The following is a 22,471-nucleotide window of genomic DNA, read 5'->3' as shown; positions in this document are numbered from 1 at the left end:
GATGGTCTTCACGAGCATCGTCTTTGTCTTCCTGTTCCTGCCCATCGCGATGGCGCTGTTCTACGTCTTCCCTGCGCGATGGAGGACCATTCCCCTGCTCGTCACGAGCGCGGTGTTCTACGCCTGGGGCGAGCCCGTCCTGGTGCTGCTGATCCTCGGCACCGGCATGGTCACCTACTACCTCGGCAAGGTGCTGCTGCGCGCGCAGGGCGTGGCCCGCAAGTGGTGGCTCACCGTCGGCATCGTCGTGATCTCGATCCCGTTGGTGGTGTTCAAGTACCTCGAGTTCGTCCTCGACTCCTTGGGCCTCGAGCGCGTGTCCGCCGACGTCAACCTCCCCTTGCCCATCGGCGTGAGCTTCTACACGTTCATGTCGATCAGCTACCTCGTGGACATCTACCGCCGCCGCGACGACGGCGCCCCCGGGCTGCTCGACTTCTCCGGGTTCCTGGCGATGTACCCGCACCTGGTCGCGGGGCCGATCGTGCGGTGGGCCCACATCGGCCCTCAACTCGCGAACCCTAAGTTCGATCCGGGACTGTTCACGTATGGCGCGATCCGCGTGGCGACCGGTCTCGCGAAGAAGGCCGTGCTGGCGGACTCGATCGCACCCATCGTCGACAGCCTGTTCGCGAGCGGCCATCCCACGTCGGTGGGGGCCGCGTGGCTGGCAGTCATCCTCTACTCGCTGCAGATCTATCTGGACTTCTCCGCTTACTCGGACATCGCCATCGGCCTTGCGGCCATGATGGGCGTCCGCTTCCACGAGAACTTCCGCTACCCGTACCTCGCACGCTCCGCCCGCGAGTTCTGGCAGCGGTGGCACATCTCGCTGGGGTCATGGTTCCGCGACTACGTGTACATCCCGCTGGGCGGCTCCCGCGTCTCGCCCCTCAAGGTGTGGCGCAACCTCTTCGTGGTCTGGGCGCTCACGGGCCTGTGGCACGGCGCGGCGTGGACGTTCGTCCTCTGGGGCCTCTACTACGGAGTGCTCATCGGCATCGAGCGGTTCGCGATCGGGAAGCCCCTGGAACGCCTGCCGCGATGGCTGCAGCACGTGTACGGCGTCCTGGTCGCGATGCTGGGCTGGGTGCTGTTCCGCGCCGTCGACGTGGGCCAGGCGATGGCCTACTACCGTTCGCTGTTCGGCGCGGGCGGGGTTCCCCTGTGGGACGCCCACGCCACGCTCGCCCTCCAGCGCGGTGCGGGCCTCGCGATCGTGTCGATCGCGCTCGCCGCGGGTGCCGCGAAGTGGCTGATGGATCGTGTCCGCAGTCAGATCGCGCTGCCGGACGACGACGAGTCCCTCACGTCCCTCGCCGAGACTCGCGCAGCACGCGTGCTGTCGACACGCGCCGCGATCGGCTGGTCCGTGGTGGTGGTGGCGTGCATGCTGATCGCGACCGCCTACATGGTTTCCTTGACGTACGCCCCGTTCATCTACTTCAGGTTCTGACATGGCTGATACCCCTTCGCACGCCGCCCCCCGGCGCCGCCGCACTCTCCTCGTGACTCTCCTCCCGGGCGTCGCGCTCTTCGCCATCGTCATCGTGGGGCTGGTGGGGCTGTCCCTGCGCACGGAGCCGCGTGCCTCGAACCTCGACGGCCGCGACCTCGTCGAGTTCCCTGCGCCCGATCCGGACGAGCCGGTGGAGGCCATCGAGGCGGTCATCGACAAGTCGTGGATGGCCGGTGTCGAGGACTGGGCAGGCGATCAGATCCCCGGACGCGCCACGTGGCTGTCCATCCACGCAGTGGTGCAGACGGACGCGCTTCAGGATCCCGTGGTCGACGACGTCTACATGGACGGTCCCGACGGGTTCCTGTTCGAGCGGCACCTCGATCGTTCGGTGCCGGAGAACATGGCCGCCAACGCGCAGGCGCTGTCCGACCAGCTCGCGGAGGCCGAGATTCCGCTCATGTGGATCTACGCCCCGCGCAAGGAGGAGCTGCGACCCGAGGTGACCCCGGAAGCGTGGGGCAACGACCTGGTCACAGAGCGGCCGAATGTGCTGGCCGCGCTCGACACCGGCGACCCGATGCTCGACCTCACCCAGACCTTCGACGACCCGGAGCTGTTCCGGGTGCAGTACTTCCGCAACGATCACCACTGGACGGCCGACGCGGCGGCGCTCGCCGTGCAGGAGTCCGCCGAGCTGGCGCGGGACGAGCTCGGCGTCGACATTCCGGACGACGCTCGCTCGTACGAGCGCGTCATCTACGACGATGCGGCGTTCTACGGCACGCTCGGGCGCCGCGTGACCGCGCCCGTGACCCCGGGCAAGGACTTCCTCTCCTGGATGGAGCCGGAAGGCGGTTTCTCGGCGCGCCAGTGCCTGGACGACGCGTGCGACTCACCGCTCATCAACACCTACCGGCTCGAAGAGGACTCGCTGTACGCCAATCGCTACCGCGTGTTCCTGGGCGGCGACTCCGGGCTGCTGCGGATCGTGAACGAGGATGCACCGTCGGACACCACGGCGGTGCTCCTCAAGGACTCGTACGGCAACCCGTTCGCGATGTACCTCGCCGAGCGGGTGCGCGAGCTGTACGTCATCGACGAGCGGCACTACGACGGCGATCTCGAGATGACCGAGTTCGCCGCGGACGTCGACGCGGACATCATGATGGTGCTCCACAATCAGGTGTCGCTGCTGGGCGTGACGCGCTTCGACTCGACCTCGTGGGTGGACGTCAAGGGCGCCAGCACCTACGTGGAGGGCGACTGACCCTCGCGGCTACCGCGCCTCGGTGCGCAGTCGCGCCGCGATATCCTCCACGTCGCGCAGATCGCCGCTGGCGACGGCCATCGTGAGGTCGAATGCCTCGTCGAGAGTCAGTGTCACATTCCGCCCGTTCAGGGCAAGGAACACCGTGAGCGCATGCCATCCCAGCCGCTTGTTCCCGTCGCCGAGCGGTTGATTCGCGACGATGGAGTGCAGCAGGGCGGCGGCCTTCATCTCGATGGTGGGATAGGCGTCCGCACCCATCAGCGTGGTCTGCGGCCGTTGCGCGGATGCGTCGAGGAGACCGATGTCGCGCACGGGACCCACGTGGAGGTCGCGGCACAGGTCCAGCAGCTCTTCAAGCGCGAGGAAACGAGTCATCACACCGAGCCGAGCCGGTCCAGCACCGGCCCCCAGCGCTCGATCATCTCTCGTGAGATCTCACTTACCTCGCGAGCGCGGTCGTGTTCGCTCGCCGTCTCCTCGACCGCTCGCAGAATCGCCTCGTTCTTCGAGACGCCCCACCGCTTGGCGAGGGCCGTGACCATCGCGTCCTGCTCCGCCGTCATCCGCACTGTCATCGCCATCCCCCAATGGTATCAAAGTGGTATCACGTCGTCCCATGGTCAGGCGTTCAGAGCGGACCCAGCCTCTTCCGGCGGTCGCGCCAGTCAGGCAGGTGGAGGTCCATGAGCGCGTAGAAGTCGCGCCCGTGGCCGTTCGCGAACAGGTGGCAGAGCTCGTGCACGAGGACGTACTCGGCCATCTCGAACCCGCGCCGCGCGAGCTCGATGTTGAGCGTGATGCGGCGCGTGGACGGTCGACAGCTCCCCCACTGCGTGCGCATGATTCGCAGAGAGAGGTGAGGCGTCTCCACGTCGAACTCCGCGCACCATGCCGGCAGCAGGATCTCGAGCCAGTCCGCAAGCTCGGCCCTCAGCGCCTCCGCCTCGGCGCCGTGCTCCAGCCGCGGCTCCATGCCCACCAGCAACGCGCGTCGGTTCGCGATCCAGGTGCGCCTGGACGTCACGAACTGATCGATCTGCCACAGCGGCGTCGCGTGCGGCGCGCTCACACGGATCTCGCCGTCCGGCGGCACCACTCGCATGCGGATGCTCCGCATCCGCTTGCGCAGCAGCGTGTACTCGAGCGAGGGGGCCGCGGATCGGTACTCGGCGTGGTCTCGTGACATGACCAGAACAGTATGCGCGACCGCTGCCACGCGGCTGCGCATCGGCGCCACTGCGGTGGACATCGAGAGCGCACCCAACCTGGGGACGCCTCCTTGCGTCCTAGCCACTATGAGCAATGGGACGATGACCGCATGAGCGCCTGGTCGAGCACTCTCGACGCCTTGATGCGCGAGCGCGCGGCCGCGCTGTTCGGCTACGCGTACGTGCTGACGGGAGACGCGCACGAGGCCGAGGACCTTCTCCAGGAGGCGTTGGTCCGCACCTTCCGCTCCAGCCGCCGCGTGGCGAACATCGACGCCGCGCACGCGTACGTGAAGCGCGCCATCTCGACGGCCTTCATCGATCGTCACCGCCGCGCGACCGCTCGCCCGCAACGCGCCGGAGGCGACGACGGCGACTACTCCCTCGCCCGCGCATCGGCCGCTGGCCCCGATCCCTCCGTCCGCGTGGCCGCCCACCTGGATCTGCACGCCGCCATCCTCACCCTCCCGCCGCGCGAACGCGCGTGCGTGGTGCTGAGGTACCTCGACGACCTGCCCGTCGCGGGCGTGGCGAGCGAACTCGGCCTCGCGGTCGGGACGGTCAAGCGCTACCTGTCCGATGCGGTCGCGCGGCTGCGCGAGGTCTGCGCCGACGTCGACTTCGACACCCCCGAGTCCATCCCTGTGGACGCCCATGCCCGAGGAGGCAGATGATGAGCACCGCTCGCGAACAGCTCGCCGCGATCCAGCACCGAGGTGCGACCACGTACGCCGGCACCGCCCTTGCCAGCAGCCACGGCCCGGTGACCCGGCGCGTGCGCCGCGACCGCACCGTGCGGGCGGGAGTCGCCACGCTCGCTGGCGTGGGGGTGGTGGGGGCAGGCGCCTTCGGCGCCCTGCAACTGCGGGGGGCCGATGCGGTCGCGCCCATGGGGACGCTGTCGCCGTCCGTGTCAGGCGACTCGGCGCCAACGCCCGAGCCGAGCACCGCCCTCCCCGAGGGTGGAATCATCGAGGTCGAGCCCGGCGAGCGAGCCGATGCCATCATCGAGCGGCTGGCCGAGGCATACGACACAGACGTCGAGACGGCGCGCGAATCCGTCGCCCTCAAACTGCCACCCGAGGCGGACGGCAACCCCGAGGGCTGGCTCGCACCAGGCGAGCACGCCACCTGGACCGAGGACGGCTCCGCCTCAGCGGGCACCCTCACCGGACAGGCATCGTCGATGGTGCTCGGCACGGAAGTGGCGCTGCACGGCGTGCCGCGCGAGCAGTGGCAGGAGGTCCTGATCATCGCGTCGCTCGTCGAACAGGAGACGAGCCGCACCGAGGACATGCCTCAAGTGGCGCGGGTGATCCGCAATCGCGTCGATGCGGGGATGCGGCTCGAGCTCGACTCGACGGTGCGCTACGCCCTCGGGGAGGACGGCGACGAGTCGCCGTTCACCACCGCTGAGGACAGAGAGGCGGACTCCCCGTACAACACGTATGTCCACGCCGGGCTGCCGCCGACACCGATCGCGACGCCATCCCGCGAGGCGCTCGAGGCCGCGATCGACCCCGCGGACGGCGAGTGGCTGTTCTTCGTCACCATCAACCCGGACACCGGTGAGACTCGGTTCGCGGAAGACTTTGAGGGCCACCAGGACAACGTGATGCTCCTCCAGGAGTGGGCCCAGGAGAACGGCTAGCTCGCCGGGTCGTACATGAACGCGCGCAGCTCCTGCGGGCAGCGGCAGGCGGCGGCGATCTTCGCCGACCACTGGACCGCGTCGTCCCGCGACGGGAGTTCCAGTACTAGGACGCCACCCGTCACCGGGGAGCCCGGGTGGGTCTCTGCGCTCACCGTGCCGTCCCCGGCGACCAGCACGGGGTCGACGCCCTCGTCGATCCCGCCGCCGAACACGTAGACGCCCGCCGCCTTCGCCTCCTCGATAACCGTGTGGGAGTCGGCGGAGGCGGCGGCGAGCTCGTCTTCAGTGAGCGCCGCCATCGCCACGCTGGGGAACGTGATCAGGAACTTCGTCATGGCTCGATGATGCGCCCGGTGCACGGTTCTCGCCAGCGGTCGATGGGCGGCATGGTCACCGGGACTACGCAGGAGGCACGGCGGCGGCGAAAGTGGGCCTGGCGACTACCTGGGGCGCAGGGCGGTGGTGACGCTGGGGGTGATGGCGCAGGGCGGCACGCGAGGCGCAGCTAGAGGGTGACGCGGGCCTCGGGGAAGGCCAGGAAGGCGGTCGCAGCGGCCAGTGCCGAGTTCCAGTTGATCGTGATCTCGTTGGTGGACCACGAGTAGATGTCGTCTACATAGGCCAGCTGCGGAGCGCAGTCCTTGCCCGGGTACAGGGCCGTGATCGCCTCGTCCCACGTCGCGACGTCCGCGTTTGGCCCGCCCGCCACGGAGCCCGCGGGCGGGTGCGGCAGCGACGCATCGGCCTGATGCGCGAACCACCGCGAGTGCTGGTTCTGCACGTACCGGGTGCCGTAGCCGGTGATGTACGACAGGTCCAGCGCGTTGCGTCCCAGCAGGTAGTCCATGCTCTCGCGGGCGGCGGCCAGCAGCGACTCGTCGCCGGACAGGTCGTAGCCGGCGCCCAGGACCACGATGTTGTTGAGGATCTGAGCGTTGGAGGCCCACACGTAGCCGTCCGCGGGCAGCGCCTGACCGAAGGCCTGCTGCGCCTGGATCGCGGCGATCGCCCGTGCCCCGGCCACGACCTGATGCGCGATGTCGGCACGGTCGGGCAGCGCGCTGTCCACCGTCGCGAGCTGGATCTTGGCGATGCCGTCGAGCTGGTCCCAGCTGAAGCCCTGCACCGGGAACGAGTCGGCGGAGTGCACCGGCGACGAGGCCAGGAAGTCGGCGTACTCGGACTCCCCCGTGGTCAGGAACAGCTCCGCTGCTGCCCAGTAGAACTCGTCGGAGACGTCGTCATCGTCGTAGGGCCCGCCCCCGTTGGCGCCATCGGCCTGAGGGGCGTACAGCTCCGGGTGCGCGAGCGCCGCGTTCCACGCCGTCGTCGCGGCCGCGAGCAGCACCCCTGCGTACTCGCGGTCATAGGGCTCCCACAGCCGCGCGCCCTGCGCAGCCGTGGCAGCCACGTTGAGCGTCGCCGCCGTGGAGGGCCGGTGCAGGTACCGCTCACGAGGGTCGTCGGCCGGCAGCATCGGCAGGCCCGTCCAGCCGTAGTCGTGCACCTTGTGGTGCACCATGCCCTCGAGCGCCTCGCCCGCGGGCACCATCATCGACATCAGGAAGTCGAGCTCCCACCGGGCCTCGTTCAGCACGTCTGGCACGCCATCCCCGTGCTCCGGAAGAGGAAGCGAGCCATCGCCCAGGGCGTCGACAGCGGCACCGCCCACGCGGAGCGCCCGCTCCCACAGACCCAGGAGCTGCGCCACCGCGATGCCGCCGTTCACCACGTACTTGCCGTGGTCGCCGGCGTCGTACCAGCCGCCCGCCACGTCGAGTCGGTAGTCGGCCGTCCACGGCTCCCCGTAGACCGTGACCGACTCCTCCGCCGGCTGGCAGGCGACGTTGAGGTCGCCCTTGTTCGTGTCACGGCCGGTCGCATTGGACACGTGACCGGCTGCTCGTGCGTAGTCGTCGCCGACAATGCTCGCCTCGATCTCCGTGCCCGATCGCGCCAGATAGAAGTACGCCAGCGCATCGGTCATCAGCGGTGCGTACAGCCCCTCCCTGATCACGAAGAATGCGCTGCGCTCCCCATCCGCCTCAAGCGCGTAGATCCCCGCCTCATCCACGGTCGAGAAGTCCACCCGGTGCACGTGAAGGCCGGCGGTCGCATCGGCCCCCAGCACGGTCGTCGAGCCGGAGGCGACGACCGCTCCCATGCTCGACCGCGCCTCCCACGCCACGGGTGCGACCGCGTCGCACACCAGAGTCGCCCGCTTGCGCGCGCCCGGCTCGTATCCGTACTGGTTGACGCGCACGCGCGAGCCAGTCGCCGCGGAGGGTGCCGGGGCGGCAGCGCGGGCGTCATCGTCCACGGGTCAGGTCCAATCCGTCGGCAGGGTGCGGTTCGAGGCGTCAGCCGATGCGGCGACGCGCCACGAGCATCATCCCACCCGTCGCCAGGGCGAGCACGGCCGCGGCCAGCAGCGTGAACGGCTCGGCACCCGTGGAGGACAGCGCGCCGTCCGTGCTCTCCCCCGCACCCGCACCGTCGCCATCGCCGTCGCCATCGCCGTCAGGGCCGGCAGGCTCGGCGGCGGCGAGCACGGTCAGCGGCGCCTCGCCCGCAGCGCCCGATGCGCCCTGCACCACGAGCGTGTGCTCGCCTGCGGGGACGTCGGCGGGAATGGCGACCGTGAGCGTCACCGCACCGGCGGATCCGGCGGTCGTGGACGCCAGCAGGATCGGGTCCGAGTTCAGCCACACCTCGACCGACTCCCCGGGCTGGAACCCGCTCGCGGAGACCGTGATCGCGTCGCCGGCGGTCACCGTGGCCGCAGAGGAGTCCACGATGATCTCGGGAAGGTCGACCACCAGGGAGACCGTCGCGGTGACGGGTGCGAGCAGGCCGTTGTCCGCGGCGATGGTCACCGTGGAAGTTCCGGCGGCCTCGGGGGCGCCCACGAGGCGACCACCGTCGGCGTCGGGCACCCACTCCACTCCGGCGGGCAGGCCGGTCGCCGAGACGGTGGCCGAGGGCACGCTCGTGACGGTCACCGGGAGGTCAAGGGCGTCGCCGAGCGTCAGGCGCGCCTCGTCGGCAACCTCGATGACCGGCGTCTGGGGCCGGAGCACCGTCCAGTCGATGGGGTGCACCGTGGCGCCGAACTCGTTGGTCACGGTGACCTGGGCGGTCCCCTGCTCCTCGTCGGTGCCGTCAGCAAGCGTGGGCGTGCCGACGATGCGTGCGGCAGGTCCCGAGGAGTCGACGGAGAGCCCGGTCGGAAGCCCACTCGCGACCACGGTGGCCGGTGACGACGAGTCCACCACGACGGTCAGGTCGAAGCTCGCGCCCACGTAGGCGTCGATGGCATCGGGCAGCGTCACCACGGGAGCGTCCCCCACGGCGACGTCGAAGGTCTGCTGAGAGGTGCCGGAGTCGTTGGCCGCGGTCACCGTGACCGACGTGGTGCCGACGGCCGTGGGGGTGCCGGTGATGGTTCCCGTGGCCGACAGCGCCAGTCCGTCCGGCAGGGCCGTGCTGGAGTACTCGGGCGCGGGGTAGCCCACGGCCTCGAGCACGATGGGGTCGATCTCTTCCCCGCGCAGCAGATCCACGTCGTCCACGGGACTGAGAGCCGCAGGCGCATGAACCTCGAGCGAGCGCGCGAAGGCGGCCTGCTCCCACTCGTTGCCCACCTCTGCGTCGATGTCGAACGTCCCTGACTCGGTGGGCGTACCCGTGAGCACCACGTCGTCGCCGTCCATCGCAAGCGCGGTGCCGGCGGGGAGCCCGGCGGGCGTGCCGAGCACGCTCACGTCCGGAATCGCCGTGGCGGTGCCGAGCACCACGGGGCCGGGCTGGTCGACGATGGTGGTGGTGGCCGTATAGGTGACGTCGACCGGCGACGCGGTGACGATCCGCACGTCTCGGTCCGCAGTCAGGCTGTTCGCCACGTCCGCGTGGACGTTGATGGTCGCCTCACCGTAGGTGGTGCCCGGGTTGCCCGTGAGCGTGACGGTGGTCGTGTCGGTGCCCTTGCTGGTGGTGGCCGTCATCCAGGCCGGGGTGTTCGTGACGCTGACGTCGGGCGCGGGGAAGCCCGTCACGTCGAACGTGCGCGTGGTCGTCTGCGAGGCCGGGAACCCGTAGGCCTCGTCCGCGAGGATCGACGGCATCTCGTACGTGGGCTCGCCCACGTTGGTGCCGATGCCGTCGAAGGTCACCGCCACGTTCTCGTTGTTGCTGGTCGCGGCCACCGTCAGGGTGATCGACGTGACGCGGGTCTTGTCGATGCCGTCCGCGTTCGACAGGTAGGAGACATCGCCGTCATAGGCGGGCGCGTAGCGGATGGTCAGGAAGTCCCCTGCCGAGCCGACGTTGCGCTGGAGGCCGCCCACGCTCGCGACATTGCCGTCAACGTCCTCGACCCTGAGTGCGAAGACGACGCCGTTGCCTGATCCCGACTGCACGTCTCGGTAGTTGAGGATGATCCGGTCCGCGCCGCCCTGCGTGATGTCGACGGCGGTGGGCGCCGTCCACCGCACCTGAGCGGAGCCGAACTGGCAGCCGATCGTATCGGGCACTCGCACGTCGACCGTCATGGTGCCGCCGCCCACGGTGAGCTGGTTGTTGCCCGACGGGGAGCAGGTGTTGTTGCCTGGCACGAGTTCCCGCGTGCCCATCGCGTTGCCCGCGAAGTCATCGACGCTGAAGCCCACCTCTGCTGCGCTCACGGGAGACGCGGCGCCTCCGACGAACGCCACGGCGGCGAGTGCGATGGTCGCGAGTGCGGCCGTGAGACGGCGGCGGGCAGCAACGTTACTCATGTGTCCCCTCAGACTCCGACCGCGGGTCCGGTCGGTTCGCGCCCGATGCTAGCGGACTGACCAGGCAAGTCAACCGTGCCGGTCTCTCAACCGACGCGACGCATCCAGCCCATCACGTCGTCGGCGCGCCCGTACTGGATGTCCGTGAGCCGCTGGCGCAGCGCCATCGTCACGGTGCCGGGGCCGCCGTCCCCCACGACCACGTCGTGGTCGGGCGACACCAGGCGGGCAATCGGCGTCACCACGGCGGCCGTGCCGCACGCGAACGCCTCTTGGATCGCACCGTCGGCGATGCCGTCCCGCAGCTCGGTGATCGAGATGTCCCGCTCGACCACCTCGCGGCCCTCGGCGCGCAGCAGCTCGATCACCGACGAGCGCGTCACGCCCTCGAGGATGGTGCCGGTCACGCGCGGGGTCCAGATGGTGCCGTCTCGGCGCACGGCGAACACGTTCATGCCGCCCAGCTCCTCGACGTAGGTGTCGCGCGCGGCGTCGAGGAACAGCACCTGGTCGCAGCCGTGGTCGGTGGCCTGCTGCTGCGGGAGCAGCGACGCGGCGTAGTTGCCGGCCGTCTTGGCCTGACCGGTGCCACCGTTGCCCGCACGGTGATACCCCTGCGCGACCCAGATCGACACGGGCTTCACGCCATTAGGGAAGTACGCGCCCACGGGAGACGCGAGCAGCACGTACTCCACAGTCCGCGACGGCCGCACGCCCAGGCAGGGCTCAGTGCCGATCAGCATGGGGCGCAGGTAGAGGCTGGTTTCGTCCGCGGACGGCACCCACTGCTCGTCCACCGTGAGCAGCGCCTCGACGGAAGCCATGAAGTCGGCCTCGGGCAGCGGGGCGAGCGCCATGCGGTGGGCCGAGGTGGCGAGACGCGCCGCGTTGGCCTCGGGCCGGAACAGGTGGATCGACCCGTCCGCCCATCGGTACGCCTTGAGACCCTCGAACACCTGCTGGCCGTAGTGCAGTACCGTCGCGCCGGGGTGCAGCACGAGGTCGCCGAACGGCTCGATGCGGTGGTCGTGCCACCCCTGCTCCGCCGTCCACGTCGCCTTCGCGAGGTGGTCGGTGAACACCGTGCCGAAAGGCTGGGAGTCCATGCGGTGAGCACGCTCCGCGGCCGATGCGGGCGCGGGGTTCTGCGTCACGGCGAAGGTGGGTGCGGTGCCAGTCGTCGAGTCGCTCATGCCGTCACTTTAACCGCGCTTGGTGAAGGCGACGCGCCCGCCTCGCCGCGCATCGGGCCCTCTCCCGCGCTACCGTCAAAGGAGCGGGCCGACCGCGCCCGCGGACGGGAGGCAGTCATGGCAGTCACGCACCTCAACCCCGAGTCGATGCATCGCTCCCCCGCGTTCTCGCAGGGCGCGGTCGCCACGGGTTCCCGCACGGTCTACGTGGGCGGCCAGAACGGCGCCGACGCCGACAGCGTGATCACCGGCGACCTCGTCACCCAGACCGAGGTCGCGCTGCGCAACGTCCTCACCGTGCTCGCCGAGGCGGGCGCGTCGCAGGACGATGTGGTCAAGCTGACCATCTATCTCCACGCCGACACCGACGTGCAGGAGGCGTTCGCCGCCTCACAAGAGGTGTGGGGGTCGCACGCGGTTCCGATCACGGTGGTGATCGTCGCCGGCTTCGGTCGCCCGGAGGCACTGGTCGAGATCGACGCGATCGCCGTGGTTGATTAGTTGCTCAGTGGACTAGCGGCTCAGCGGACTAGAGGATCAGCGGCTCAGCCGCACCAGTCGCACACGCCCGTCGACGGCAAGTTGGTGTAGCAGGACGGGCACGTCGCGACCGCCTGAGCGCGCGCGGGCTCCGCTGCGGCCCTGCGCCGGGGCGAGGCGCGCCGGATGCCTGACCGAGCCCCCGCATCGGCCGGTGCCGGCGGGACGCTCTCCGGTTCGGCGATCTGCACCCAGTCGCGTACGCCGTCCGGCGGGTGGATCGCGACGAAGGTCCGCGTGATGTACGCGACGGGGGTGGTCTGCCCGGCGCGCTCGAGCGCGACGTGGTCGCGGGAGCTCGGGATGAACACGTGCTCGAAGTCGAGCGCGCGCACGGCGGCGCGGGCCTTGTCGACGGCCCCGAGGGGCAGTTCGAAGTCCGCGAGGGCGCCATCGAGGGTGGAGAAGTAGGTGCGGGATTCGAGGTCAGTGCTGGGTGTCACTGGTTCATTTTCCCGCACTCAGCGGGGTGGTCGATACACATCTGCGACTCTCGAACGGGACTCTCAGCCCGGACCAGGTTCCGGACGCGCCGCCAGCACGATCTGCGACTCGGCCGGGAGCTCGACACCGCGGGGAGTGCTGAACGCGAGGGGGATCCCCCGCGCTCGAGACCACTCGACCGAGTCCGTGACCTGCACGTGCACGTGCGGCTGGGTGCTGTTGCCGGAGTTCCCGCATTGACCGATGGGTTGGCCGGCCTCGATGTGATCCCCCACGGCGACCCGGACCGAGCCTTCTCGAAGGTGCGCCACGAGCACGAACGGCCCCCTCTCGTGCAGCGCTATCACCACGTGGTTGCCTGCGATAGCGCCCGGACCGCGCCTCACACGGCCGGCTTGACCGACCATGTACGGCAGCAGAGCGATCTGTGACCGGCGCGCCACGTGATCCGCCTCGCCGTCCTGCGCGATGACGACCGTTCCCGCCGCGGGCGCGAAGACGGTCGCCCCGAAGCCCACGAACCCCTGTGGCGGCTCCGTCGACAGCGCCGCACGCCAGCTCCAGGGCGCGGACCGTCCGCGAGTGTCCACAGGGATCAGGTCGATCGCGAACGTGGTGCCCATCAGATGAGTCCCGTGACTCGGCACGCGCCGTGCTGGACTGTTCCGCGCGCGGAACCGCCCTGCCAACGGGTACCGCAGCACGACCGGCGGTGGGTCGAGCGGGACGGGGGTCGGGTTATCGGGGATCGCGGTACTTCCACATCGTGAGCGACCCGAACACGGCCACGAGCGCCGCGGACCAGCCGATCACCCACACCATCTCGCCGCCCGCGGACGCCCCGTCCATGAGGGCACGGACGGCATCGACCAGGTGCGCCACCGGGTTCACGCTGATCCAGCCCTGCAGCCAGCCGGGCATCGTGGACGGGTCCGCGAAGATGTTGGACCCGAACACCAGCGGCATCAGGATCATCATCGCGGTGCCCATGACGGCGCGCTGCGAGCGCATGAGCAGGGCGAGGAACGTCCACACCCAGGTGAGGCCGAACGCGAACACCAGCAGCGTGAGGACGCCCAGCACCACGCCGGTGAGCCCACCGCCCGGCCGCCATCCGATGATCAGGCAGACCACACCCGTGACCAGCGCGGCGATCGAGTAGCGCACCGCGTCGCCCAGCAGCATGCCCACCAGCGCCGACGGGCGCCAGATGGGCAGCGACCGGAAGCGGTCGAACACTCCCCTGTCGATGTCCTCGCGCAGCGTCGCGCCGGTGTACATGGTGATGAACAGCACGGACTGCACCAGGATCCCGGGCGCGAGGTACGCGATGTAGTCCTGGGTCGAGCCGGCGATGGCGCCGCCAAACAGGTACGTGAAGATCAGCGTCATCATCACCGGGAACAGCGTGACGTCGAACAGCTGCTCGGGCACGTGCTTGATCTTGAGCAGGGCGCGCCAGCCGAACGTCACGGACGTCGACAGGGCGTTCGGGCGCGCGGGGCGCTCGCCCCTCGCGAGGGCCGATGCGATCGCGTGCGGCTGCTGGCCGGTGGCCGTGGCCGATGCGGTGGTCTCGGTGGCGCTCATGCCGCCTCCTCCTGTGATGATGGAGCTTCTTCTGCGGGATGGCCGGTCAGCGCGAGGAACACCTCGTCGAGACTGGGCTGGCCCAGGGAGAACTGGGCGACGTCGATGCCCGCGCCCTCGAGCGCGCCGAGAGCACGGGTGGCACGGGCGCGATCCTCGACGGACGCGCTGAGCGCCTGGGGGTCGGGTTCGCGGATCACGTCGACGCCGAGCTCGCGGACCAGGACCTCGTGGGCCGCGTCGCGGTCGTCCCGGTGCATCACGCGCACGTGCAGCGACCCGGCGCCCACGGACGCCTTGAGCTCCGTGGCGCTTCCCTCGGCGATGATCCTGCCGGTGTCGATCACGCTGATGCGGTCCGCGAGCTGGTCCGCCTCGTCCAAATACTGCGTGGTGAGCATCACGGTGGTGCCGTAGTCGACGAGGGCGCGGATGATGTCCCACACCTCGTTGCGCGCGCGCGGGTCCAGGCCGGTGGTGGGCTCGTCGAGGAACAGCAGTTCGGGGCTGACGATGATGGAGGCCGCGATGTCGATGCGGCGACGCATGCCTCCGCTGTAGTTCTTCACCTGCTTGCCTGCCGCATCGGCCAGGCTGAACGCCTCGAGCAGCTCATTGGCGCGGCGCACGGCGGCGGCACCGCGGTAACCGTAGAGGCGTGCGATGAGGCGCAGGTTCTCCATGCCGGAGAGGTCCTCGTCCACGGAGGCGAACTGGCCGGTGAGGCCCACGAGGCTGCGCACCTCGTCCGCGTCGTGCACGATGTCGTGCCCGAGCACGCGGGCGTGGCCGGCGTCGGGGCGGATGAGCGTGGCGAGCATGCGGATCGCGGTGGTCTTGCCGGCGCCGTTGGGCCCCAGGAAGCCGTGGACGCCGCCGCGCGAGATGGCGAGGTCGATGCCGTCGACGGCGCGCAGGTCGCCGTACGTCTTGGTGAGACCAGCGGTCTCGATGGCAAGGTCAGTCATCAGGAATCCCCCGGGGTGGGTCCGGTTCGGGCATTCAGCGGTCGGACCGGTACTATGTTCACAGTGTCCACATCGGACCTGAAACACGGTACACACCGATCCCTTAAGGTGCAACAGATGGCGACGAAGGAAGAGACGTACCATCACGGTGACCTGCGCCCCGCGCTTATCGACGCCGTGCTGGAGGTCGCGCGGGACGGCGGCCCCCAGCACCTGTCACTGCGCGCCGTCACCCGACACGTGGGAGTCGCCCCCAACGCGGCGTATCGCCACTTCGAGGACTTCCGAGCGCTCACGGTCGCGGCCGCGCTCGTCGCGCAGGATCGCCTTGCGGCGGCTATGCGCGAGCAGACGGCGGCGTTGCTCGCTGAGGTCGACGCGGCACAGCCAGCGGCCGATGCGCGGGTTGAGGATCGTGCGATCGCCCGGCTGCGCGGCGTGGGCCTGGGCTACATCCACTTCGCGATCGCCGAGCCGGGGTGGTTCGAGCTCGCGCTCCTCACGTTCGACCCGAACGCGAGCGGTGAGCCGGGTGTCACCGTCGATGCTCAGGTGCCGCCGCCGTTCCAGCTGCTGCTGGACGCCCTGGACGGCATGGTGGAGGCGGGCGCGCTCTCCCCCTCCGAACGCGAGCACGCCGAGTGGCCCTGCTGGTCCGCGGTTCACGGCTTCGCGGACATCGCCACGCGTGGACCGCTCCAGCGTCAGCCGGCAGACGTGCTGTCCGCGCTGGGCGCCCACGTGGTGGACCGCATCATCGCCGGGCTGCACCTGCACCGCTGAACGCGGGCGCACGGCCTGGAGCGACACGATCGAGCACCATCGAGGCGCGCGCGAGCATCCCGTCCATGCAGCATCGGACCGCGATCGTGCGCACCTCCTCCGCCTGCTCCAAGGCCAGAGCGCGATCGCCCCACGTGAGCGCGAGCTCGGCGGTAGCGAGGGCCACGTCTGCCCTCACCCAGACATAGGCGTCCGTCTCGCGCGCGCAGGCCGCGGCCGCCGTTCGGAGCCACGCGCGCGCGCCGTCGCGGTCCCCGAGAGCGTCGCAGGCGAGCGCCATCGCCTTGGCAGAGGCACCCTGGTAGCAGGCGTCACTCAGCTCGCGAGCGAGAGCGAACGTCGACTCGAGACCAGCCCGCACGGCGGCTGGATCGCAGCCCAGGGCGAGCTCCGCGTGCGCGACGCAGGACTCGACCCACGGCCGGAACGCGGCCCACCGTTCCACTTCCACAAGTTCCAGGGCCTGGCGCGACCACCGCTCGGCGGCGGCGTAGTCGCCCAGCCAGTACTGCGTGCGGGCACCCACACCCCACGCCCACGCCTCTCGGCGCACCTTGCCGGTCGCCTGGGAATGAGCGAGCGACTCCTCGAACCTCTCGAGCGCCGCACCCAGGTGTCCCTGGTCGTGCAGGTCCGAGGCTTCGATCGACGCGACCGTCGCCAGTAGCCCTCGATCGTTCGCGGCGATCTCCCGCGCCGATTCGAGATGAGTGCGCGCCGGCACGCGCCGGCCCGCCAGGACATCGACGTAGGCGAGCTCGGCGAGCGCGCGCGACGCCACAGCATCGTGGCCCGCGTCCAGCGCGACCGCGAGCGCACTCCCGAGCACCACGGCACCCTCGTCATCGTTGCAGTGAGCCCCATGCACCAGTGCGGTGCCCAATTCGAGCAGGCACTCGGACGTCACTGCAGGATCCCCCGCCTCGTCCGCCGCTGCGGCGGCGGCGCGCAATCTCTCGATTCCCGCATCGGGCACCCCGGCGGAGAGGGCCGCCAGGCCCGAGGCGCGCATCGTCGCGATGGTCGCCTGGGGAGAGATACTCACGGCCAGCCGACGGGGCGGTGGGCGGGCCGCGTTGCGCAAGGACGCACTGGGCGACACCCCGAGCTCGCGAAGCAGCATCGCAGCACTGGCCTCCGCTTGCTGAGCCGCGGCCTCGTAGCGCCCGGCAGCAGCGAGCGCCGAGACCAGGAGCACATGCGGGCCCTCGTCAAGTTCGTCTCGCGAGATCAGTGCCCGCGCCAGGTCGATTGCCCTCTCCGCGTCGCCGTTCGCCAGCGCTTGGATGGTCGCCTCGTGGATCCCCGAGCTGATCTTGGCGTCAACTCGCTCGCGCTCAATGAGCAGCCAGGTGTCGAATGCTGCGCTGTCGCGCACCTCCACGCCCTCGAGCAGGCGGCCCTCCGGCGGCGGGCCCGCGAACCTCCCGCGTGCGGCCACGGTCACATCGACCTCGATCCCCGGGCCGAGGTCGCCCGTGAGCGGGTTCCCGTGGAAGGCCTCGGGTGCGCCGAGCCGCCGCCTCAGCTCGGCGAGACTCCACCGCAGCGCGCCCATCGGATCGTCGGCCTGCGTGAACAGTTCGTCGACGAGCGTCTGGCGCGTCACCGGATATCGCGTACACACCAGCCGCGCGAGGAGAGCCCAGGACTTGTGGCCGCGCGGGCCTGGAATGGGCACGCCCTCGCGCTCCAGCCGCGGGCGGCCCAGAAGCCGAACGGTCAGCATGGGGTGGGGCCTCCCCTCACCTGCGCCCTGCAGGGCTCATGCCGCCAACGCTACTCCGTGGAGCGCGAGGAGGCTCGACGCGAGTTCGTGGCGTTGCACCGCGTCGGCGTACGAGGTCTCCCTGCGGAGGATTGCGAACGCCCGCTCCCTCGCGATCTCCGTGCCCTGCCAATCGGTCAGTGCCGCCGCGGCTCCGGGGTGGTCGGCCTCGGCGCTGCGGGCGAGCACGCCGAGCTCGTCGCGCACGGCCCCGGTGCCACGAGCCATGATGATGTCCGCAAGCCTGTCGAGAATTGCCTTGAGTTCCATGATGGTGTCCCTTTCTTGTGGTGACACCGCCATGGTTCATCGCGTCCGTGTGACGGGGCGTGTGACGCGTGAAGCAACCTTACGGTTGCATCATTGCGCCTGTGGTGCAACACTGTGGTTGCACATCTCGCAACCGAGGAGAACCCCATGAGCCCCACCCAGAACCCGCCCGCGGAAATCGACAACGACGTCTTCTCCGTCTCGCGCACCATCACCATCGCGGCCCCTCCCGAGAAGGTCTGGGCCGCCGTCACCGAGCCCGAGCACATCGAGCGCTGGCACACCTCGGCCGCGACCCTCACCGCGCTCGAGCCCGGCGGCACGGGCGAGTGGACCTTCGAGGGATACGGCACCGCCCCCATCCGCATCGAGTCCGTCGAGCCGATGCGCTCGGTCACCTACCGCTGGGGAAGCGACGGCGACACCGAGCTGGTGGACGGCCGGTCCACGGTCTTCACCTTCACGCTCGAGGCCATTGAGGGCGGCACGCGACTCCACGTGCACGAGACGGGATTCGAGATGCTCAAGGACCCCCAGGGGGCGCTGCACAGCAACCAGGAAGGGTGGACGGTTCAGCTGGACAAGCTCGTCGCCTACCTCGAGGGAGACGCGTGACCACGGACACCCTGGTCCCCACCTTCGCCGCGCTGGGAGACCCCACCCGCTGGAGCGTGCTGGAGGCTCTCGGTGAGGGCGATGCGTCCGCATCGGCCCTCGCCGATCGCCTGCCCGTGTCGCGGCAGGCCATTGCCAAGCACCTCGCGGTGCTGCTCGACGTGGGCCTGGTCGACCAGGTGCGCGTGGGCCGCGAGGTCCGCTATCGCGCTCTGGGCAGCAGGCTCACGGAGACGGCCGATGCGCTGGCGCGCGTGGGAGCCGAGTGGGACCGCCGCCTGGCGATGATCAAGCAGATTGCCGAGGACCTGTAGGCAACCCGCGCATCGGCCGCACGCGTGCTGAGAGGATCGGAGGGTGACTGTTCCACCGCTGACTCAGACTCTGCGCTGGCGCGGGCGCACCGTGGCATGGGACCTCTTGGGGGACGGGCCACCGGTGGTGCTGCTGCACGGGACGCCGTGGTCGTCGGCGCTGTGGCGGCCCATCGCGGAGGTGCTCGCGGAGCGCTTCACCGTCCACCTCTGGGACATGCCCGGCTACGGCGCATCATCGAAGGACCCTGACCACGCGGTCGACCTCGGGGTCCAGGGCGAGCTTTTCGCATACCTGCTCGGCGAGTGGGGACTCGACCGGCCTCACGTGGTGGCCCACGACTTCGGTGGAGCGGTCGCGCTGCGGGCCCGCCTCCTCCATGGCGCGAGGTACGCGTCGCTGTGCCTCGTCGACGTGGTCGCGCTGTCGCCGTGGGGCTCGCCATTCTTCACCCTGGTCAAGGAGCACGCGGACGTGTTCGCCCAGTTGCCGCCCGCGATCCACCGCGGCGCGGTCGAGGCCTACATCCGCGGCGCGAGCCACCGCGGCCTCGCGGACGACGATCTCGCGATGCTCGTGGAGCCCTGGCTGGGCGACGACGGGCAGGCGGCCTTCTACCGACAGATCGCGCAGGCCGACGAGCGCTTCACCGACGAGGTCGAGCCGCTCTGCGGTGCCATCGACGACCCCACGCATATCGTGTGGGGCACGGACGACACGTGGATCCCCGTGGACCGCGCGCAGCGGCTGCAACGCGCCATCCCCGGCGCCTCGCTTTCACTCATCGAGGACGCCGGGCACCTGATTCAGCTGGATGCGATGGCCGAACTGTCCGCGGAACTCACCCGGTGCCTCGACGCGCAGACGCGCTGACGAGCCGCCGGCCTTCGTCAGCGCTTCTCGCCGCCTGGACCGTCCGGCGCCGCCAGCAGCTCCCGCACACGAGGCACCACTTCCTGCCCAAAGCGCTCGATGGCCTCGACCTTGTCCGCGTGCGGCATGCGGCTCGCCGCTGCGACAAAGTCGAACCGGGAGGCGCCTGAACGCCTCATCACCTCGGCGACCCGCTGCGCGACCGTCTCCGCCGAGCCGACCACCAAGGTGCCGGCGTCGACCTCCGCATCAAAGCGTTCGCGGTGTATGGACCAGCCGCGGCGAGAACCTTCGCCGTTGATCATGTCCGACCACACCGGCCAGAACTTCTCACGCGCCTCCTCATCGCTGTCGGCAACGAGTCCGTGAATGTGAAGCCCGACCGGCTGCTCCTCTTGCCCAAAGCTCGCGAGAGCCCTGCGGTAGAGATCGGCCAGCTGCGCAAACCGATCAATGGTCCCGCCGATGATGCCGAACATGAGCGGAAGGCCAAAGCGCGCGGCGCGAATCGCCGACTGCGGGCTGCCGCCCACTCCCACCCAGACCGGCAACGAACCCGGCGCCACGGGCGGCTCCAGCACCTGCTGCTCGAGCGCGGGGCGGAAGCGCCCTGACCAGGTCACCGGCTGGTCACGCAGCAGCCGCATGAGCAGGTCGAGCTTCTCCTCGAAGAGCTCCTCGTAGTCCTGCAGATCGAAGCCGAACAGCGGGAACGACTCGGTCGCCGATCCCCTGCCGACGATCATCTGGGCACGGCCGCCCGAGACGGCATCAAGCGTGGCGAACTCGTTGTAGACGCGGACGGGATCCTGCGTGCTCAGGACCGTGACAGCCGTGCCCAGCTTGAGCGTGGACGTGCGGCCGGCGATGGTGCCCAGGATGACCGGGGCCGCGCTGTCCATCATTCCGGGTCGGTAGTGCTCGGCGATGCCGAACGAGTCCAGTCCCACACGCTCGGCGGTGACGGCCTCTTCCACGACATCGCGCAGCACCTGCTGCCCCGAGACCTGCTCGCCACCCTCGGCGGGCGGCTGGAAGGCGAAGGTTCCGATGCCGAAGTGGAGTGCGCCGGGTGCGGGGTCGGACACCCGCTGCTCGCGGCGAAGGGATGTGCCCTCGGGGGTCGATTCCCGGTAGTCTTGGTTACTCATAGTTACTTGTGTAACACTCGGTAACCGGTCACTTCAACGTGACCGAGTAACACCGATGAGACCGAGGGGTGCCTCCATGGAACGTGACCACGCCCAAGGACAGATGCTGTCGATCTGCCAAGAGGACGATCCTGCGATCTTCCGATCGGTGCTCGACCGACTGGCGGACAAGTGGACGCTCATCACCATTGGGCTGCTCGAGGAGCGGGAGCTGCGCTTTACGGAGCTGCTCGACTCCATCCCAGGAATCTCCCGACGCATGCTCACGCGCACCCTGCGGTCACTCGAGCGTGACGGCCTGGTGCACCGGACCATCTACGCGGAGATTCCGCCGCGGGTGGAGTACCGGGCCACGGAGCTGGGCCGATCGCTCAGCGCACCCGTGCTCGCCCTCGCGACCTGGGTCGATGACCACAAGCAGGCCATCCTCACCCACCGGGAGACCTTCGACGACACCCACGCTGGCGCGGTCCCCCCAGACGCGACGTAGCCCGCACTCCACGGGTCACCACTGGGGCGACGCGCGGAGCGCGGGCACGAGGAAGGCTTACTCCGTGATCTCGATGGAGCGGTCGAAGGCGACGTAGCCGGAGAAGTCCTTGCCCACGCGGTCGGCGGCGCCGGCGAGCGGGTCCGGGTAGGACCAGGCCACGTCGGCGCGCTCGCCGTCGGGGAGGGCCGCGTTGAAGTACTGAGCGTCACCCTTCCACGAGCAGCGGTACTGCGTGGGGCTGGTGGGCGTGAGCTCGTCGCGGATGCTCGACGGTGGGAAGTACCAGTTGCCCTCGATCTTCACGAGGTCCTCGGTGCTTGCCTCTGCCAGAACGGTGTCGTTCAGAACTGCCTTCATCGGGTTTCCTCCGTGGTTGGTGGCGCGCTTCGGTCGAAGCGGCCGGTGGGGATGATGCGTGGGCTCAGACCTGCTGGACGCGCTCGATGTCGCGAGTCAGTGCCCACAGCTCGTCGGCGGTGGTGCGCTTCACGTACGCGGGGGTGTCGCGCTCGACGCGCCAGCTCTCGCTCAGCGGGCCGAGGTCCACGGCGTCGAACCCCAGGTCGTCGAGGAATCCCGCGACCGCGGCCTTGGCGTGCGGCGTGTTGCCCGCGATGGGCAGCGCGCGCCGGTCCTGGTCCCCCTTGGGCAGACCGTCCGTGGGGATCTGCTTGGCTGGGATGTTGTTGAACGCCTTCACGACGTGGCTGTACGGCAGTCGCGCCTGCAGCAGCTCGGAGGTGGTGGTCTCGTTGCGGTCCAGCGCCTCAATGCGCCCGTCCCGCTGCGGGTAGTAGTTGTTCGCATCCATCACCACCTTGTCCTCGAAAGGCTCGACAGGCAGATCGTCGATGCTCTTGAGAGGAATCGCGACCAGCACGAGGTCGCCCTTGCGGATCGCCTCCTCCACCGTCACGGCCGTGGCGTGCTTCCCCAGATCCCGCACCAACTCCTGCAGGGTCTCCGGGCCGCGCGAGTTCGCGATCAGCACCTCGTACTCATGATCGATGGCAGCGCGGGCGACGTTGGAGCCGATGTTCCCGGCGCCGATGATTCCGATGGTGGTCATGGTCGGAGGAACGTGCAGGTTTGGGTGGGT

The 22,471-nt window shown here is 69.7% G+C and carries 26 protein-coding genes; 10 read left to right on the top strand and 16 right to left on the bottom strand.

What is annotated here, in order from left to right; translation table 11 throughout:
• Position 1 precedes the first annotated feature (1 nt).
• Together QQX02_RS10075 and QQX02_RS10070 are read left to right on the top strand one after the other, a co-directional pair.
• Positions 2 to 1,456, top strand: a complete 1,455-nt coding sequence (locus tag QQX02_RS10075) for an MBOAT family O-acyltransferase (RefSeq protein ID WP_301142843.1) — start codon at positions 2 to 4, stop codon at positions 1,454 to 1,456.
• Position 1,457: 1 nt separating this feature from the next.
• Positions 1,458 to 2,729, top strand: coding sequence for a DHHW family protein (locus QQX02_RS10070; RefSeq protein WP_301142841.1), 1,272 nt, complete (start codon positions 1,458 to 1,460; stop codon positions 2,727 to 2,729).
• Between the two features lie 9 nt (positions 2,730 to 2,738).
• Here the strand turns inward: QQX02_RS10070 and QQX02_RS10065 are convergent, their stop codons facing one another.
• From QQX02_RS10065 to QQX02_RS10055, 3 genes are read right to left on the bottom strand one after another with little or no spacing between them, the layout of a single operon-like run.
• On the bottom strand, positions 2,739 to 3,107 hold the full coding sequence (locus QQX02_RS10065) for a type II toxin-antitoxin system death-on-curing family toxin (RefSeq protein WP_301142840.1): 369 nt from the start codon (positions 3,105 to 3,107) through the stop codon (positions 2,739 to 2,741).
• Positions 3,107 to 3,313, bottom strand: a complete 207-nt coding sequence (locus QQX02_RS10060; protein WP_301142838.1) for a CopG family transcriptional regulator — start codon at positions 3,311 to 3,313, stop codon at positions 3,107 to 3,109. The genes QQX02_RS10065 and QQX02_RS10060 overlap by 1 nt, the downstream gene beginning before the upstream one ends.
• 47 nt (positions 3,314 to 3,360) lie before the next feature.
• Entirely contained in the window at positions 3,361 to 3,918 is a 558-nt protein-coding gene (locus tag QQX02_RS10055; protein ID WP_301142836.1) for a M48 family metallopeptidase, read from the bottom strand.
• Between the two features lie 132 nt (positions 3,919 to 4,050).
• Here QQX02_RS10055 and QQX02_RS10050 point away from each other — a divergent pair, with 132 nt between their 5' ends.
• Positions 4,051 to 4,614 carry a SigE family RNA polymerase sigma factor gene (locus QQX02_RS10050; protein ID WP_301142835.1) on the top strand — a complete coding sequence of 188 codons (564 nt, stop codon included), beginning with the start codon at positions 4,051 to 4,053 and terminating at the stop codon, positions 4,612 to 4,614.
• Positions 4,614 to 5,591, top strand: a complete 978-nt coding sequence (mltG, locus tag QQX02_RS10045; protein WP_301142833.1) for an endolytic transglycosylase MltG — start codon at positions 4,614 to 4,616, stop codon at positions 5,589 to 5,591. The genes QQX02_RS10050 and mltG overlap by 1 nt, the downstream gene beginning before the upstream one ends.
• Here the strand turns inward: mltG and QQX02_RS10040 are convergent.
• The 4 genes from QQX02_RS10040 to QQX02_RS10025 form a co-directional block, all read right to left on the bottom strand.
• Positions 5,588 to 5,929 carry a transcription initiation protein gene (locus tag QQX02_RS10040; protein WP_301142832.1) on the bottom strand — a complete coding sequence of 114 codons (342 nt, stop codon included), beginning with the start codon at positions 5,927 to 5,929 and terminating at the stop codon, positions 5,588 to 5,590. The two genes, mltG and QQX02_RS10040, sit on opposite strands and share 4 nt — an antisense overlap.
• Before the next feature lie 170 nt (positions 5,930 to 6,099).
• Positions 6,100 to 7,914, bottom strand: coding sequence for a glycoside hydrolase family 9 protein (locus QQX02_RS10035; protein ID WP_301142831.1), 1,815 nt, complete (start codon positions 7,912 to 7,914; stop codon positions 6,100 to 6,102).
• A gap of 40 nt (positions 7,915 to 7,954) precedes the next feature.
• The gene (locus tag QQX02_RS10030; protein WP_301142830.1) at positions 7,955 to 10,369 is read right to left on the bottom strand and encodes a hypothetical protein; all 2,415 of its coding nucleotides are present in this window, start codon (positions 10,367 to 10,369) and stop codon (positions 7,955 to 7,957) included.
• 86 nt (positions 10,370 to 10,455) lie between these two features.
• Positions 10,456 to 11,562 carry a branched-chain amino acid aminotransferase gene (locus tag QQX02_RS10025; protein ID WP_301142829.1) on the bottom strand — a complete coding sequence of 369 codons (1,107 nt, stop codon included), beginning with the start codon at positions 11,560 to 11,562 and terminating at the stop codon, positions 10,456 to 10,458.
• A 117-nt stretch (positions 11,563 to 11,679) separates the two neighbouring features.
• Here QQX02_RS10025 and QQX02_RS10020 point away from each other — a divergent pair, with 117 nt between their 5' ends.
• Positions 11,680 to 12,063: a RidA family protein gene (locus tag QQX02_RS10020; protein WP_301142828.1), complete on the top strand. Its 384-nt coding sequence runs from the start codon at positions 11,680 to 11,682 to the stop codon at positions 12,061 to 12,063.
• Between the two features lie 44 nt (positions 12,064 to 12,107).
• Here the strand turns inward: QQX02_RS10020 and QQX02_RS10015 are convergent, their stop codons facing one another.
• The 4 genes from QQX02_RS10015 to QQX02_RS10000 form a co-directional block, all read right to left on the bottom strand.
• The gene (locus tag QQX02_RS10015) at positions 12,108 to 12,545 is read right to left on the bottom strand and encodes a hypothetical protein (protein ID WP_301142827.1); all 438 of its coding nucleotides are present in this window, start codon (positions 12,543 to 12,545) and stop codon (positions 12,108 to 12,110) included.
• Between the two features lie 63 nt (positions 12,546 to 12,608).
• Entirely contained in the window at positions 12,609 to 13,169 is a 561-nt protein-coding gene (locus QQX02_RS10010) for a M23 family metallopeptidase (RefSeq protein WP_301142825.1), read from the bottom strand.
• Positions 13,170 to 13,284: 115 nt separating this feature from the next.
• A complete protein-coding gene (locus tag QQX02_RS10005; protein WP_301142824.1) occupies positions 13,285 to 14,136 on the bottom strand; it encodes an ABC transporter permease in 852 nt (283 codons plus the stop codon).
• On the bottom strand, positions 14,133 to 15,104 hold the full coding sequence (locus QQX02_RS10000) for an ATP-binding cassette domain-containing protein (protein ID WP_301142822.1): 972 nt from the start codon (positions 15,102 to 15,104) through the stop codon (positions 14,133 to 14,135). The genes QQX02_RS10005 and QQX02_RS10000 overlap by 4 nt, the downstream gene beginning before the upstream one ends.
• 117 nt (positions 15,105 to 15,221) lie before the next feature.
• Here QQX02_RS10000 and QQX02_RS09995 point away from each other — a divergent pair, with 117 nt between their 5' ends.
• The gene (locus QQX02_RS09995) at positions 15,222 to 15,887 is read left to right on the top strand and encodes a TetR/AcrR family transcriptional regulator (protein ID WP_301142821.1); all 666 of its coding nucleotides are present in this window, start codon (positions 15,222 to 15,224) and stop codon (positions 15,885 to 15,887) included.
• Here QQX02_RS09995 and QQX02_RS09990 read toward each other — a convergent pair.
• Both QQX02_RS09990 and QQX02_RS09985 read right to left on the bottom strand, forming a co-directional pair.
• Complete coding sequence (locus tag QQX02_RS09990) at positions 15,859 to 17,496, bottom strand: bacterial transcriptional activator domain-containing protein (protein ID WP_301142819.1); 1,638 nt, start codon at positions 17,494 to 17,496, stop codon at positions 15,859 to 15,861. The two genes, QQX02_RS09995 and QQX02_RS09990, sit on opposite strands and share 29 nt — an antisense overlap.
• 156 nt (positions 17,497 to 17,652) lie before the next feature.
• Positions 17,653 to 17,925 (bottom strand): hypothetical protein, encoded by a 273-nt coding sequence (locus tag QQX02_RS09985; RefSeq protein ID WP_301142818.1) that lies wholly within the window; start codon positions 17,923 to 17,925, stop codon positions 17,653 to 17,655.
• A 147-nt stretch (positions 17,926 to 18,072) separates the two neighbouring features.
• Between QQX02_RS09985 and QQX02_RS09980 the strand changes: the two genes are divergently transcribed.
• From QQX02_RS09980 to QQX02_RS09970, 3 genes are read left to right on the top strand one after another with little or no spacing between them, the layout of a single operon-like run.
• Complete coding sequence (locus QQX02_RS09980; RefSeq protein ID WP_301142817.1) at positions 18,073 to 18,540, top strand: SRPBCC domain-containing protein; 468 nt, start codon at positions 18,073 to 18,075, stop codon at positions 18,538 to 18,540.
• Positions 18,537 to 18,854, top strand: coding sequence for an ArsR/SmtB family transcription factor (locus QQX02_RS09975; protein ID WP_301142815.1), 318 nt, complete (start codon positions 18,537 to 18,539; stop codon positions 18,852 to 18,854). The genes QQX02_RS09980 and QQX02_RS09975 overlap by 4 nt, the downstream gene beginning before the upstream one ends.
• Before the next feature lie 43 nt (positions 18,855 to 18,897).
• Complete coding sequence (locus QQX02_RS09970; RefSeq protein WP_301142814.1) at positions 18,898 to 19,728, top strand: alpha/beta fold hydrolase; 831 nt, start codon at positions 18,898 to 18,900, stop codon at positions 19,726 to 19,728.
• Between the two features lie 17 nt (positions 19,729 to 19,745).
• On the opposite strand, the gene QQX02_RS09965 is transcribed toward QQX02_RS09970, so the two are convergent.
• On the bottom strand, positions 19,746 to 20,879 hold the full coding sequence (locus QQX02_RS09965; RefSeq protein ID WP_301142813.1) for an LLM class flavin-dependent oxidoreductase: 1,134 nt from the start codon (positions 20,877 to 20,879) through the stop codon (positions 19,746 to 19,748).
• A gap of 76 nt (positions 20,880 to 20,955) precedes the next feature.
• Between QQX02_RS09965 and QQX02_RS09960 the strand changes: the two genes are divergently transcribed.
• Complete coding sequence (locus QQX02_RS09960; protein WP_301142811.1) at positions 20,956 to 21,369, top strand: winged helix-turn-helix transcriptional regulator; 414 nt, start codon at positions 20,956 to 20,958, stop codon at positions 21,367 to 21,369.
• 57 nt (positions 21,370 to 21,426) lie between these two features.
• On the opposite strand, the gene QQX02_RS09955 is transcribed toward QQX02_RS09960, so the two are convergent.
• The gene (locus QQX02_RS09955) at positions 21,427 to 21,729 is read right to left on the bottom strand and encodes a DUF427 domain-containing protein (RefSeq protein ID WP_301142809.1); all 303 of its coding nucleotides are present in this window, start codon (positions 21,727 to 21,729) and stop codon (positions 21,427 to 21,429) included.
• Positions 21,730 to 21,793: 64 nt separating this feature from the next.
• A complete protein-coding gene (locus QQX02_RS09950) occupies positions 21,794 to 22,441 on the bottom strand; it encodes an NADPH-dependent F420 reductase (protein ID WP_301142807.1) in 648 nt (215 codons plus the stop codon).
• Positions 22,442 to 22,471: the final 30 nt, after the last annotated feature.

This window comes from Demequina muriae (assembly GCF_030418295.1).
Lineage (GTDB): Bacteria > Actinomycetota > Actinomycetes > Actinomycetales > Demequinaceae > Demequina > Demequina muriae.
The sequence above is the reverse complement of the archived record's forward strand: the minus strand, read 5'-3'. Positions and strand labels throughout refer to the sequence as shown.

Bases quoted from the DNA above. Each gene is read 5' to 3' on its own strand.
- mltG (WP_301142833.1), top strand. From the start codon at position 4,614: ATGAGCACCGCTCGCGAACAGCTCGCCGCGATCCAGCACCGAGGTGCG.
- QQX02_RS10070 (WP_301142841.1), top strand. From the start codon at position 1,458: ATGGCTGATACCCCTTCGCACGCCGCCCCCCGGCGCCGCCGCACTCTC.
- QQX02_RS09980 (WP_301142817.1), top strand. From the start codon at position 18,073: ATGAGCCCCACCCAGAACCCGCCCGCGGAAATCGACAACGACGTCTTC.
- QQX02_RS10020 (WP_301142828.1), top strand. From the start codon at position 11,680: ATGGCAGTCACGCACCTCAACCCCGAGTCGATGCATCGCTCCCCCGCG.
- QQX02_RS09995 (WP_301142821.1), top strand. From the start codon at position 15,222: ATGGCGACGAAGGAAGAGACGTACCATCACGGTGACCTGCGCCCCGCG.
- QQX02_RS09950 (WP_301142807.1), bottom strand. From the start codon at position 22,441: ATGACCACCATCGGAATCATCGGCGCCGGGAACATCGGCTCCAACGTC.
- QQX02_RS10005 (WP_301142824.1), bottom strand. From the start codon at position 14,136: ATGAGCGCCACCGAGACCACCGCATCGGCCACGGCCACCGGCCAGCAG.
- QQX02_RS10050 (WP_301142835.1), top strand. From the start codon at position 4,051: ATGAGCGCCTGGTCGAGCACTCTCGACGCCTTGATGCGCGAGCGCGCG.
- QQX02_RS09960 (WP_301142811.1), top strand. From the start codon at position 20,956: ATGGAACGTGACCACGCCCAAGGACAGATGCTGTCGATCTGCCAAGAG.
- QQX02_RS09955 (WP_301142809.1), bottom strand. From the start codon at position 21,729: ATGAAGGCAGTTCTGAACGACACCGTTCTGGCAGAGGCAAGCACCGAG.
- QQX02_RS10000 (WP_301142822.1), bottom strand. From the start codon at position 15,104: ATGACTGACCTTGCCATCGAGACCGCTGGTCTCACCAAGACGTACGGC.
- QQX02_RS09985 (WP_301142818.1), bottom strand. From the start codon at position 17,925: ATGGAACTCAAGGCAATTCTCGACAGGCTTGCGGACATCATCATGGCT.
- QQX02_RS09965 (WP_301142813.1), bottom strand. From the start codon at position 20,879: ATGAGTAACCAAGACTACCGGGAATCGACCCCCGAGGGCACATCCCTT.
- QQX02_RS10040 (WP_301142832.1), bottom strand. From the start codon at position 5,929: ATGACGAAGTTCCTGATCACGTTCCCCAGCGTGGCGATGGCGGCGCTC.
- QQX02_RS10030 (WP_301142830.1), bottom strand. From the start codon at position 10,369: ATGAGTAACGTTGCTGCCCGCCGCCGTCTCACGGCCGCACTCGCGACC.
- QQX02_RS10055 (WP_301142836.1), bottom strand. From the start codon at position 3,918: ATGTCACGAGACCACGCCGAGTACCGATCCGCGGCCCCCTCGCTCGAG.
- QQX02_RS10065 (WP_301142840.1), bottom strand. From the start codon at position 3,107: ATGACTCGTTTCCTCGCGCTTGAAGAGCTGCTGGACCTGTGCCGCGAC.
- QQX02_RS10025 (WP_301142829.1), bottom strand. From the start codon at position 11,562: ATGAGCGACTCGACGACTGGCACCGCACCCACCTTCGCCGTGACGCAG.
- QQX02_RS10075 (WP_301142843.1), top strand. From the start codon at position 2: ATGGTCTTCACGAGCATCGTCTTTGTCTTCCTGTTCCTGCCCATCGCG.
- QQX02_RS10060 (WP_301142838.1), bottom strand. From the start codon at position 3,313: ATGGCGATGACAGTGCGGATGACGGCGGAGCAGGACGCGATGGTCACG.
- QQX02_RS10010 (WP_301142825.1), bottom strand. From the start codon at position 13,169: ATGGGCACCACGTTCGCGATCGACCTGATCCCTGTGGACACTCGCGGA.